Here is a 14,027-nt window from a genome sequence, read left to right on the forward strand (position 1 = left end):
CTCGTCACTTGCGCCCGCTCAGCCAAATGCCCCTCGACAGAAATTCCCATAACCGCCGCGGCAGCGAGTACACCCGCTCAAGCTCCTCCTGACCTTCTTCCGATATGCCCGTCGAGGAACTCTCCAGCGGACGATTTAACGGACTGCGAAGAGAATCGCTCTTTGACGCTGATAACACCTGACTCGGATAAATACTCCGGTGCCCGGTCATGATGAATGAAACCATCGCACACCCCGCCGCATATGGCCCGATCTGCGGTCCGAACATCTCTATGGCGAGCATTGATGCCGCAATCGGTGTGTTTGCAGCTCCCGACAGCACCGACGTTGTTCCCAGTGCGGCCATCGTCACCGGATTCACCCCGATCAAAGATCCCCACATGCTCCCGAATGTGGCACCGATAAAGAATATCGGTGTGACCACACCTCCCGATCCTCCCGACTCCAGCGTGATCGCCGTCGCGATGATTTTTCCTATCCAATCCGTTCTTGCTGCAGGTTCTCCTTCAAACAGAAGCTCAAGATAGTTCGTCCCCAAACCAAGCACCGAGTGCCCGAATACCACCGAAACTCCTATGAGCAGCATCCCGCCCATCGCGGCTCGAAGATATGAGTTCGGCCATAAATAGGGAAACAGCTTTCTCAGCCAGCGCACAACTTCAATAAACACCACGGTCACAACTCCGAACACCACGCCTGTCAGCACAAGTTGAATCACATACCCTCCCTCCAGCGAGGGCACATCTACAATTGTATGACTCCAGTAGTGAACACCCAAGTACGATGCCACCTGATAAGCAGTGATTCCCGCGATGAAGGACGGCACGAGAACATCATACAGCAGTTGTCCAAGGAACAAGACTTCAATCCCGAATATCGCGCCAGCGACCGGTGTTCCAAACACCGATGCGAATCCTGCTGATATTCCGCAGACCACAAGCTTCTTCCGGTCACGGTCGCTGAGCTTGAGCAATCCTGCAAACCCTGATGCCAGCGATGCTCCTATCTGAGCTGCCGGACCCTCCTTGCCTGCGCTGCCGCCTCCGGCAATCGTCATGATGGTCGCAAGCGTTTTCACAGGCACAACTCGCAGCCGGATTCGTCCGCTCTCATTGTGGACAGCGTCGATGATTCGCTCCGTGCCGTGTCCCTCCGCATCCGGAGCAAGTCTTCTGATGAGGAATACCACTAAGACCATCGTCACCGGCAGGCAATATATCAGATACGAAAACTCTGACGTGCTCTTACTCGCACTGTCCAGCAGCGTCACAAATGCATACGTCGAGCAGCCCACCATCCCCCCCACTGCCAGTGACAATATTGTCCACCGTATCAGTGAGATGAACAGTGCGGACTGCTCTGTGAATGTCGCTGCGACCGTGCGGCCTGAATCGGATATGTGGCTCATCTGTTCTGAGGCTGACTGTCCTGCTTTTTGTCTTCCGTGCGCCGAGATGCCCCTGAATATACGCCTTCTGACTGCTTCCCGCAACCCAATTCACCATTTTACTGAATTCGAGTAAACAGAAAAAGGCCGCAGCACGCTGCGGCCTGATTCCCCTTCTGCCCCTCTGTACTATTCTATCGATACGGACTCGAGCTTAAGGGGCTCATCGCCGCTGAATGTGAACCGGAATGTCAGCAACGCTCCGATTTCCGTGATCATCTGCGTTTCGATTTCTTCTGCATTCACTTCCCGCACGATGACCGGCTCGATGACTCCATAATCTATCAAACTCTGTTCGTACCACTCGCTCCGCTCCTCCGGCGTACGCTTCGCAAGCACCTCCGCCGTGCGATAGCGCTGCGAAAATCTTTCGTACTCCTCGCTTTTGCGAGAGGCAAATACGCGCACAAACTCACCGATGATATCTCCCCGCGCATCTTCAGGCAGCTCCGGCATGGCACGCTCTGACGGAATGATGCGCCGGTATCCATCCTGGTCCCACTTCTCCGGGTTGATCAACAGCTCCTCGATTATCCCCGCGAACGACTTCACCCGCACATGAATATCACCGCAACCATATCGAAACACACCTTGCGGTCCCGGAACTCCGCGCGAACTGACTCCGGCAAGATAGACCTTGCCGTCCTCTTTATATAGTGTCGGACTGCCGCTGTCTCCGGGGCCGTTTATCCCCTCTAACTCCGTTGCGCCTTCCGCCGAATCAAGATCAAAGTAGAGTTCGGTTGCCGACACCGAATCTACGATATTGCTTGCTCCGCGCCGTTTCCCGTCGCGAATGGTCACTCCCTCTTTGCCGTTCCCTGAGTTTCCGCAGCCGACGAAATAAATTGCCTTCCCTGCTTCAGGCTCAAGCGTATAGAGCCTCGCTCGCTCAATCCCGATTACCTCGCGGTCAAGTCGCAGCAATGCAAGATCAGGATTGAATTCGCGCTGTGATGTCTGCGGAAAAATGAGCATCTCTTTTATTCCGTATAGCTCGCCGCCTAATTCTACCGTTGGATTTCGCTGCTGTATTGCCATGGCAACATGCGCCGCAGTCACCGCCACATCCGGTGCTATCAGCGTTGCCCCGCCCATTCTCATGATCTGTCCCACACAAGGAAACTGATTTCCCAACTCAAGATAAAGCGAATCCGGGCGGTCATGCCGCATGATCATCGCACGCAAATCTACGTTAACCTGAAAGACTAGCAGGAGCAACAACAGCGAAACCTTCATCAAACCTGTTCCCAATTTATAATTACTTATATAACAAGACTCTGCATTAGCTACCTGAGTTGCACCTCCATTTCCTCACTCCATGCCTCCTTTTTTTATTTCTCCGGCTACGTAAGTCCAATATCCTGTCCGGCAAACCTGTCCCTAATTTCAAATTGAACATATGTTTATCTATTATTTGCATAATTTTTGAAAAAAAGCTTGACAAAACGTAATTTCAGTATTATATTATGCACGTTGATTCGATTGATTTGCACACCGTTTCACCAATCCGGCTAATCCAATGCCGCCGCTTGGCTTCCGTGTCTCCTTCCCCATGATGCGGATTTATTCCTTTGTGTTGATCATCGCACCAACCTGTTTTTCCACTGGCCATTCCCTTCGGAGTAAGCGGGTACTTTCTGCCTAAGGCAACATCTGTCTTGAGGTAAATTATATATAAACAATAACCAAAACCTCCACTTTTCGTGGTACAGGCTTTGCTAAATGTTATATGTAATTTCTCAATTCACAGAACTTTGCCTGAAGGCAGTCGGCCATGGCCACCCCAAACCCTTTTTACAAGTCTCCGTTCGATATCCTGAAACAGCGTCGCGATGAGCTGTTTTCTGTTCGTAGTGATCGCAATAACGAATTCCTCGGAACGACTCCATCGTCACCAACAGGTCTCGTTAAATCCGTACATAAGCATACCAAGCGCAACGGCCGCGTTTTAGTTCTGGGGAACGGCCGCAGTGCTGCAGCCGGAGAATTCATTAAACTCGGCTATAAAGTCACGCTCGCCGATTGGTCTCCGCTTGCGCTTGCCGCCACCGAAGATGTTCGCCGCTCGCTGTCTCGCATGGAGGACGCAAACGTCAAAGCATTACTCATTGACGGTCCCCGCATTCCCCTCCCTGACGGCAGTTTCGACGGCATCGTCATCACCGGTGTCTTCTCTGAAATCGGTCACTCGGTTCCGCTGGTCAAGGAATGTTCGCGCCTGCTGGCCGACAACGGCTATCTGACCGTCGCTGTGCCTGACAATCTCGCGGCCTATCATCCCGGACACGTCACACTCTTTACGGATTCGACTCTCCGGAATTCACTTGAACTCTACTTCGACTCCGTCAGCATCAGCGTTGACAACGACACGCTTATCGCCACGGCGTCAAACTCGGAAACCCTCCGTCATCCCGTCATCTTCGCGATGATGAATATTCGCAATGAAGACCGCTGGCTGCGCGAAGTTCTCGACAGCGCCGCCCGCATTTGTGACGGAATAATTGTCTATGATGACGGCTCGACCGACAAGACACCCGACATCTGCCGAATTCATCCCGCCGTCACCGCCTACAGGCAGGAAATCGAATCCGAAACGGACAAAGCACGCGACAAGAATCGCATGTTCGCGATGGCACTCGAACACAAGTTCGATTGGATGCTCTGCATTGACGGCGACGAAGTTCTCGAACCCACCGCGCCGCAGAGGATTCTCCATCAGATCCGAAACTGCCCGTCCAGTGTCTCGCAGATAGATTTCGAATTTCTCTATCTTTGGAACGACCGCAGGCACTATCGCACCGACGGTATCTACACCGGAATCTATCACCCCTGTCTGTTCCGGCCGCTTTCTCAGAAGTGGAACGAACTCCGCTTCGAACCTACCGCGCACGCCGGAAATCTGCATTGCGAACGGACTCCGCAAAACCTGCAAGGCGAACGGATTCGCGCGGATATTAAAATCGAGCATCTCGGCTACATGTTCGCCGAAGACCGCGTCCGCAAATATCAGTGGAACAAATCCAAGGATATCAAGCACGCGAACGAAGGCTACTACGAGCACCTTCTCGACCAGCCGCATATGACGCTCGCGCCGTGGGACGGCCGCCCGAATTTTCAGCACAAGCAGGCCGCAAAAGTCGAAAAGCAAACTCTTAAACCCGACTACTACTACGCGAATGCGCGGCGCAATCTGGCTGAACTGGTTCCCGTCACCGCCCGCGAAGTGCTCGATGTCGGCTGCGGCAACGGCGCCACCGGTAAACTCATCAACCAGCTTACGGGCGCCCGCGTGTCCGGAATTGAAATTCATCCGGAAGTCGCCAATGTCGCGCGTCAAGTGCTTGCCGATGTGCATGTCCTCGATGTTGAAGCGGACACCCTGCCGTTCGCTCCGCGGCAATTCGACTGCATTCTTTGCGGTGACGTTCTCGAACACCTGATTGACCCGTGGAAAGCCCTCAAGAAACTGATGGTGCATTTGAAACCTGCGGGCTGCATTATCGCCAGTCTGCCCAATGTCCGCAATCTCGGCGTTATTGGTAAGCTGCTCGAAGGCTCTTGGAACTATCAGGAATACGGCATTCTCGACAGCACTCATCTGCGCTTCTTCGCCCGCAAGGACATGGAACGGCTCTTCGCGACTGCCGGATTGCGAGCTGAACTTGTCGAAACCGTCCGCGACCCGCTGTTTGAATCGCAAATGACCTCGCTACCGCATGACAATCTCACCCTCGATTTAGGCGGGCTCGTGCTGCGCGATGTCAGTCCTGACGACTTGAACGAGCTCACCGCTCAACAATTCATCTTCGTCGCCAAACCTGATGTGACGGTGCTGCCAAAACAAAAACCTGTCGCATCGGTTGTCATCCCGGTTTACAACAACCTGACCTACACACAGGCCTGCCTGAATTCGCTGCTCGCGTCGCAAGAGCACACGCCGTTTGAAATCATCGTCGTGAACGACGGCTCAACGGACGGCACGGCGGAGTATCTGAAGTCCCTGGGGGACAGGGTTACCGTCATCACCCATGACCGCAACTACGGCTTCGCCCGCTCCTGCAATGACGGCGCGCGCGCATCCACCGGACAGCTGGTTGTCTTTCTGAATAACGATACGGAAGTGCTGCCGAATTGGCTCGACGCTATGGTCAAGGCCATTTCCGAAGACCGCTCCATCGGCATCGTCGGAAACATGCAGCTCTATCCCGACCGCTCCACAATTCAGCAGGCCGGTATCGTCTGCGATGAACGCGGCATCGTGCACAGCATCTATAATAATCAGCTGCAGCACACACATCCTGCCGTCAACAAACCGCGCGCGTTTCAATTCATCGCGGGAAGCTGTCTGATGATATGGCGGCAGCTTTTCATGGAGGTCGGCGGATTTGACGAGAGTTTCGTCAACTCCTGTGAAGACATTGATCTCTGCATGAAAGTCACGCAAACCCGCCGCAAAGTGTGGTATTGCCCCGACAGCAAAATCGTTCATCACGAATCGAAAACCGTCAAAGGGCACGACAAAAACGGCGCGAACTACCAACGCTTGTTGGCGCGCTGGAAGGACCTGATGCTCAATGACTCCGACAAATACTATCTCGAAGACGGATTCATGCGTCTGGCTGACGGTCGCATTACACCGCTCGACAAGAAGGGGGTTCTCATGTCCGATGTGAATGACGCGCGGGTCGCCATCCTGACCACCTACCACCAGCGCTGCGGACTTGCTATCTATGCCGAGCAGTTGTGTGAAGCGCTCACTAATCAAGGCGAAACCGTGCTGATTCTCGCTGAGCGCACTACCGATTTGACCGCCGCGGATTTGCCCAATATCGTGCGCTGCTGGAGTCGCGACAAGGACGGCGGCCGCGATGTTCTGCCGCAGCTGCTGAAACACAAAATAGAAGTCCTGCACATAAATCACGGCGGCATTTTCGCTCTGGACGGCTGGCTCCTTGAGCTCATGAAGCAAGCACGTGCGCACGGAATTCGCCTGGTCACCACCTTTCATGCGACCGAAACCCGCGATGAACGACTCGCGGAAATCGCCCGTTTCAGCGACGCCTGCTGGGTACATCACCCGCAAAACACCGTTGAACTGATTGCACTCGGCGCGCCACCGGAACGCGTGAAATGTATGCCCATTCCCGTCGGTGAACTGCTATTTTCCGACGTTACCGAAGCCAAACTCGCTCTCGATTGGGATCCCGCCCAAAAAGTTGTCGCAACCTTCGGCATGATGGACCCGCACAAAGGCGTGCTTGAACTGATTGAGGCCTTTCCCAAGCTGCTTGAAATGACCGATGCGAAGCTGCTCATCATCGGCGCGCCGCATCCGTCCAGCGAAGAGGGACAACAGTATCTCCTGCAATGCATGAATCGGGTCATCGAACTGAAATTGACGGACAAAATCCGCTTCCTCTCCGATTACATTCCGGAAGAGGAATTGACCGTCACGCTGCAGGCCTGCGACGTCATTGTGTTGAACTACAAGAGTCAGAGATTTGAAGGCTCAGCTTGCCTGACGCGCGCACTGGCGACCGGCAGACCTGTGGTAACATCAAACTCGCCTGCCCTTGACGTTGCGTCACCCGTGACCCTGCGCACGACCGAGCAGTTTGACTTACCGCGCGCCATTTATCGCGCGCTCACGAACCCGTTCCTGACGCGCACTCTGCAGGACGAAGTGACCGAGTACGCAGGCAATGCAAGCTGGGAGGTTTTCGCCCGCAAGCACCTCGCCACCTACGAGCAGGTCATCACACGCGAACCCGCATGCACAACCGACCTGATGAAGTATTATGCCACGCATCCCGATGAAATCTACACGGAAACGCTGCAGCGGGAACGCGTTCGCTGGCTGGCAAGCAAAGCACGCGGCCGCATTCTCGAAATCGGCCCCGCAAACGGCTACATCGTGCAGTACTGCCGCGGACATGAAGCCGTGGATATCTATCGCGAGCGTCTCGACGTCGCGCGCGCGCTGCGCCCGTCCATAAAGTTCAAGTACGGCAACATCGTCACCGGCCTGCCCTATGCCGACAAGAGTTTTGACACGGTGATGTCGCCGGAAATTTTCGAACACGTGGAATGGGAAATGGCCGTCGTCGCTCTCAAGGAGTGCATGCGCGTCGGCAAGCGCGTGCTGATTACGATTCCCAACGCGGACAAACCTGACTACAATCCCGACCTCGTTCATAATCCGGAGCACCGCTGGCTGGTAACCCGGCAGCTCGTGGACGCGATGCTGAAGTCCGCCGGTGCGATTGACTATGAGCTTGATTGTTCGGACGATTCCGACTTTTATCTGATTGACATCAACAGCACCGCCGTTGTTCCAAACGTTCGAGTGACTGCGCGTGCGAATGCGCTGCCGCATTTCGAAGTCACGCCCGGGCCGGAACTCACGCTGGCAGTTGACGCCGACATCCTGCTTGACGACGCCGCACTTTCCTCCGAATCCGGACGATACTTCCTTGAGCTGCTTAATCACCTTCGGGACGTCCGTCCCGCCTGGACGCTGCAGCTTGTCAGTTCAAGGCCGGAGCGACTCGAAGCCCGTCTGCAGACGGCAGGCGCTCTGGAAGCTTTCGAGCTCATCGCGTGGCGCGACTTGACCAAGCGCGGCGCACAAGCATTGTACATTCCCAACCCTCTAAGCGAAGCGGCGGCGGATTCGATGCGCGCTGCCAAAGAGGCGGGATTGCTTGTGACATGCACCATGAATGATTTGATTCCGCTCGCCTATCCACAGCACTATCTTACGCATGACCCCATTGTGCGCGACAGGTATGTGCAGTCGTTGAATGCGGTGAAGGAGCACTGCGATATCACCTTCTGCACGTCGCAGGCGACATTGCAAGAAATGCAGATTCGGCTCGGCACGCGATTGAAGAATTTACGCGTACTGCACGGCGGCGCCATTTTGAAGAAGAGCGATGCCGCACTTCAACTTACGACCGACGAATTGCGCACGAAACTCAACAGCGCAACTCCGTTCTTCCTGATGTCGGGCGAACTTAAACCGGTGCGGAATCTGCGCGCCGTACTGTTGGCCATCGAGGAGATTCGCCGCAGCACAGAGCCCGCGATTAAGCTGGTCGTGGCTTGCGGCCTTAATACTCAAGCGGCAGAGCAGCTCCGTGCCGCCGTCGCACGAGACGGACTTGACCCCAATGTGCTGGTGATTCCGCCGAGAATTGACGACGCCGAGCTTGCAAAACTATATTGCGACACTGTCGCGGTGGTCAACCCGAGTTTAATGGAGGGACTGTCGCTTGCTCTCGTCAACGCGATTGAGATGGGCACTCCGGTGATTGCCGGCAAGCAGCTCGCTCAAGAAGAAACTTGCGGCGATGCAGCTATTTTCATCGAACCATCAGACATTGCTGGTCTGGCCGCCGCTATGAAGAAACTTTTGCTTGAACCTGCGGAGCGAAACCGCCTGACGCAGGCCGCTCGTATGGAGGCCTCCCGTTTCAACTGGACAAGGAGCGCCGAAAAGCTCGCCGTCTATGTGACGGAGCAAGTCATCAAGAACAAGACCGGCGTTTCGCGAAAGGTGAACGTTCCAGCGTAACCACGTTGTCCTCAAAACACAAAGGGCAGCGAGGATTCGCTGCCCTTTCTCATACGGAAACTTCATGTTACACCGAGAGCAAGCTCCCGGCCGCGCGTTCAAGCGTCGCATCGGGTACGGCGAAGCAAAAGCGCAGGAAATTCGAGCGATCCGGATTGTTCCTGACTTCGCCGCCGAGAAAATCGGAAGCGGGAACCGCGCCGAGATGAGCTTTGTCTATGAGAATGCCGGACACTTGTTCAGAGGTCAGGCCGGGAAACCGTCCTGATGTACCCGCGAGCATGTAATAGGATCCTTCCGGTTTCAATGCCGTGAAGCCCGCATTTTTCAACGCTTCATAGAGAAAGTCGCGTTTGCTTGCGTATTCGGCCAAACGGTTTGAGTAGTACGTGTCGGGAAGTTCGTTGATTCCCGCGGCGACCGCATGCTGTAAGGGAGTCGGTGCGCAGACATACATCTGGTCATTGATGGTGCGGAATTTCGCCGCGAGTTCTGGCTGTGCGGCGATGTAACCGATGCGCCAGCCGGTAATCGCAAAAGTCTTTGAATAGGAGCCGACGGTGATAACCCTCTCCGCAAGAGCCGGAAGCGCGGCCATGGACACGTGTGCGCGTCCGTCGTATGTCATGTACTCATAGACCTCATCGCTGATGACCGGCACGTTGTGCCTTTGACAGACTTCGCCAATGAAGTTTAGCTCGTCTCGTGAAAATACTTTTCCGGTTGGATTGTGCGGCGTGTTCACGAGCACGAGTTTGGTTTTGGCCGTGACGGCGCGTGCGAAGTCCTCGCGATCAAAATTCCAATCGGGAAAGTTCAGCTCAACAAAGCGAATGGTGACGCCCTTGCGGATGAACATTTTGTAGTGATACGGATAGTACGGCCGGAAGAGCACAACTTCATCCCCTTTTCGAAGCATCGTCTCGCTGATGACTTCAAGCGCTCCGGTCGAGCCTGCGCAAACGATTACATTGTCCGGCTTGCACAAGATGCTGTTGCAGCGGTTCAGACGATTGGACAAAGCAACTCGCAGCGGTTCGATTCCCTGCGGCGGCGCATACGTGTTCAAGCCACTTTGTATGGCACGATTGGCAGCATCGAGAACAAGGTCCGGTGTGGGAAGCAGGCAAACACCTTGTCCAAGATTAACTCCGTTCAATTGGGCAACCCGAAGGGTGATTTCCCGCAAAGCGGGCGCTTCAAATATTTCGTGCGAGTTCATGCGTCTTTGTGCAGTTGTTGTGTGACAAGATACACATTATTTTGTGGAAATTCATTCGATGCCTCTGGGTGTCGATAATTTGACTTGACGTTCGCAAAGTAATATGATATATTCTAACGCTTGGTGACGAAACTCACACCAACCACAAACGCAAATGAGGTGTATTATGCGTAAAATGATGAAAATGTTAGTGTTACTCGTTGTGCTCGTGCCTGTGGTGGCAACAGCCCAGTTTAAGGACCTTGGACTTGAGGGGTATTTGGGAGCCGGTGTGGCAACACCGACGAATGAATCTGAAGGCGCGGATTTCGGTCTTAATGTTCGCCATAGTTTCGGGTATCCGATTGCTGATCCGCTGCAGATTGAGTTGGGAATCGCTTTTGCGCGGCTGCGCGCTGAAGAGTATTCCGGAGAGTTGATGCCGATTGACCTGCGCGCGCGATTTGCTCCGTTCCATCAGGAGAAGTGGTTCCCATTTGTTTACGCCGGTATCGGATTGCTGCACCATGACGTATCCGATGTTCCGGAAGCGGCGGACAAGGATGCTGAAGTGGATGGCTGGAATCCGGTGGTTCCTTTGGGAGTCGGTATTCAGTATCATCTTGACGAGTATCTGTCGTTCGATTTGCACGGCGGATACAATATGATAATGTCGGACGACGTGAATCCGGTCTATGATGACACGGACGATGCGTATATGAACATTCTCGCGGGTCTTCGCATTCATCGCGGCAATCCAAACAAGGACACAGACGGCGACGGAATCACGGATCGCGATGAACGGAAAATCGGCACGGATCCGAAGAATCCCGACACGGACGGTGACGGACTTTCCGATGGTGACGAGTATTACAAACACATGACTGATCCGAAGAATCCGGATACGGACGGAGAGGGCTTGACGGACGGCGAAGAGATCAATGTTCACAAGACGAATCCGCTCAAGGCCGATTCCGACGGCGACGGACTCTCCGACGGTGACGAAGTCAAGACCTATACGACCGATCCGCTCAATCCGGATACGGACGGCGACGGACTCTCGGACGGAGACGAGTTGAACACGACAACGACGGATCCGAAGCGGCCTGACAGTGATGGTGACGGACTTTCCGACGGCGCGGAAGTGAACACACACAAGACGAATCCGCTTGACCGCGACACGGACAAGGGAAGTATTGACGATGGAACAGAAGTTTCGCGCAACGATAATCCGCTGAATCCCGAAGATGACGTGGAGAAGCTGGTCGTGACGGAAGTCGGACAGGCGATTACGCTGGAAGGTATCGTGTTTGAGACTGCGAAGGCTGACATCAAGCCGGAATCGGAAGTAATCTTGATGAAGGCCTATAATACGCTGAAGTTCAACCCGGAACTTGAAGTGCAAATTCAGGGACACACGGACAACAAGGGTAAGAAAGCCTACAATGAGAGGCTGTCGCAACAGCGTGCCGAATCGGTTAAAGCGTGGCTGGTCGCAAAGGGCATTGACGGCGCGCGCATTACGACCAAGGGATTTGGTATGGAGAAACCGATTGCCACAAACGACACCGAAGAAGGTCGGCAGCAGAATCGCAGAATAGATTTTGTGCGAACAAAATAGCTTAACACTGCGGACAACGTCCGCGTTATAACTAAAGTAAAGCAGCCCGCACGAGATATGCGGGCTGCTTTACTTTGATCTTGAAAGAGCGGGTCATTTCATCAGCAGAAGCTTGACGGCTTGGGATGCGTTGGTCGGAGTTGACAGCTTGGCAAAGTACAATCCGGATGCGAAGTTGTCGGCATTCCATTTCACCGAATGAACTCCAACGCCTTGGCGTTCGCACATCGTAGATTTCCAATGTCACATCTTGTTCGCGGATGAGCGCGTATTCGATGGTGATGGTGGAGTTGAACGGGTTGGGGTAAATCTGAACAGTTAACTCATTTACCAGTTCTACGAGTGGCTGTTCCACAGCTTCAATGGTATCTTCAAGCCACGGAATAAATGGCACGGGTCCGGTGATTGTGTCCCCTAAGCCCAAGGGGTTGTCGATTTCGTGATATGGGCCACTCGAATGTCCCCAGTAGTTAAAACGAGCATCGGCAGCAGCGCTCAATTCAACAGCGTAGCCGCAGTTTTCCCAGACATTGTCACGCAGAGTTACCGGGGTGGGTTGCCAGATTGGGTTGCCCGCAAAGACTGACGGGAGTCCGTTTATGCTGTCGCGTATGAATGAATTGCGTTCAAGCAGTGAAGGAACACCGGGTTCAAGAATAATGTCATCTACTGCTGAATTGCCAAAACATTCTCGAAACTCATTTCCGCAAATTAGAGCACCGCGCTGCATTTCGCCTTGTGTTGAGACGCTGAGCACTCCTTGTGCCAAAAACGTCGAGTCATATGCGTCACATCGCGAGAACCGATTATCACAGACTTCAACCGAGTCCGCCTCCGTAGACTGCACGCTTAACACATGTTGAAAGAAAGAGCAATCAACAAAACTGTTATTCCTAAATTCAATAGCGCCTCCTCCAAGGAGCACTACAGGCTCGCTGACAGGCGCGGTTACGGGCCCAAAAGTGCAATTGGTAATTTCATGCGGCCCTTGATAGCAAAATAGAAGGCCAATCGGAATCTCGCTCCAGAAGCTGCATGAATCAATGATTGATTCTCCAACGGAAATCAGCGCGCGTCCGAATGGACTTCCTGCCCCCGCGAAAATGCAGTTCTTCGCAATTAACGAATTGCCTCTATTCATGCCGATACAATGCTCGTAGTTGCTCCAGAACTGACAATCCCGAATTGTAATTGTTGCCCCTACATTGTCTTGTACAAATCGAATCCCAATGTTTGTCGAGTCCAATACACAGTTTGTCAGATCTGCACTTAGCCCGACAGAAACGATTCCTCTGCGCGCGACATTCTTGAAGTGAATGCTCTCAATGGTAGCATTTGATTGACTGGGCAACCGCAAGATTGGCGTTGTGTCCGGCATTTGCAATGCGGTGACATCTATTAGTGGGCGTCCCAAGTTACCGGAATCCGGCGAGAATTCTCCAATGATTACGAATTGAAGCTGTGGGGCAAGAAGAATCTCTTGATATGTCCCACGCCTGATATACAACGTGTCGCCATTATTGAGGCTGTCCAACCCAACTTGAATTGTAGGCGCATTGTCGGGCACGGTAATTACGCGACCTTCAACAGCTTCGAAGACCCCGAGCACGAACAACAAATAAATGAGTATGAATGCTATTGACAACTTAGTGGATCGCTGCTGACAACTCCCCATGCCTTGAAATTGTGTCCTTCATTACAGCACGGCGTGTAGTCGATTCCATTGCAAGGTATTAAGCATACTCGTAGGTTGTAATTACCAGGAGAAAGGCGTACCGAAGCTGAATCACAGCAAATTTCACCGCCAGATTCATCACATTCCGCGCTTGTATCAAAAGAGAGTAATGTCAATCCACCAGCTGTTGAAATTGTGACGCAAGAAGCGCAGTGGGCGCAGGGTGTGCCGTCAGCGCTTTTCGTGTAGGCCTTCGCGCGAATAAGCCCCGCACATTGAACTGTAAACTGTGCCGTCGTGCAGTGATCTGCGGAACTGCAGCTTGTGTCGCTTTCGCACGCCGCATCAGTCACAGTAGATAAGAAATAACATCCGGGATTGTCTGTCTGTCCAAAAGCGATTGAACAGAACAGCAGTTGCGAGATGGCCAACAGAATGAGTCTCTTCATAACAACCTCACATGTAAGAGACAAATAATTCCGCCGCACTTACCGATGCGGGGTA

General features: G+C 53.4%; 7 protein-coding genes. 2 read left to right on the forward strand and 5 right to left on the reverse strand.

Annotated elements, in window-relative coordinates:
• Positions 1–4: 4 nt before the first annotated feature.
• Together HUU59_11525 and HUU59_11530 are read right to left on the reverse strand one after the other, a co-directional pair.
• A complete protein-coding gene (locus tag HUU59_11525; protein ID NUO20069.1) occupies positions 5–1,408 on the reverse strand; it encodes a chloride channel protein in 1,404 nt (467 codons plus the stop codon).
• Between the two features lie 168 nt (positions 1,409–1,576).
• Entirely contained in the window at positions 1,577–2,671 is a 1,095-nt protein-coding gene (locus HUU59_11530; GenBank protein ID NUO20070.1) for a trypsin-like serine protease, read from the reverse strand.
• A 553-nt stretch (positions 2,672–3,224) separates the two neighbouring features.
• Between HUU59_11530 and HUU59_11535 the strand changes: the two genes are divergently transcribed.
• Positions 3,225–9,026, forward strand: coding sequence for a glycosyltransferase (locus tag HUU59_11535; GenBank protein ID NUO20071.1), 5,802 nt, complete (start codon positions 3,225–3,227; stop codon positions 9,024–9,026).
• Positions 9,027–9,093: 67 nt separating this feature from the next.
• Here HUU59_11535 and HUU59_11540 read toward each other — a convergent pair whose 3' ends face one another.
• The gene (locus HUU59_11540) at positions 9,094–10,248 is read right to left on the reverse strand and encodes a pyridoxal phosphate-dependent aminotransferase (protein ID NUO20072.1); all 1,155 of its coding nucleotides are present in this window, start codon (positions 10,246–10,248) and stop codon (positions 9,094–9,096) included.
• A gap of 175 nt (positions 10,249–10,423) precedes the next feature.
• On the opposite strand from HUU59_11540, the gene HUU59_11545 reads away from it, so the two are divergent.
• The gene (locus tag HUU59_11545) at positions 10,424–11,848 is read left to right on the forward strand and encodes an OmpA family protein (protein ID NUO20073.1); all 1,425 of its coding nucleotides are present in this window, start codon (positions 10,424–10,426) and stop codon (positions 11,846–11,848) included.
• Between the two features lie 31 nt (positions 11,849–11,879).
• Here the strand turns inward: HUU59_11545 and HUU59_11550 are convergent, their stop codons facing one another.
• Both HUU59_11550 and HUU59_11555 read right to left on the reverse strand, forming a co-directional pair.
• Positions 11,880–13,493, reverse strand: coding sequence for a hypothetical protein (locus HUU59_11550; protein NUO20074.1), 1,614 nt, complete (start codon positions 13,491–13,493; stop codon positions 11,880–11,882).
• Entirely contained in the window at positions 13,484–13,972 is a 489-nt protein-coding gene (locus HUU59_11555; protein NUO20075.1) for a hypothetical protein, read from the reverse strand. The genes HUU59_11550 and HUU59_11555 overlap by 10 nt, the downstream gene beginning before the upstream one ends.
• Positions 13,973–14,027 lie beyond the last annotated feature (55 nt).

It is taken from the genome of bacterium, from assembly GCA_013360195.1.
Lineage (GTDB): Bacteria > Electryoneota > RPQS01 > RPQS01 > RPQS01 > JABWCQ01.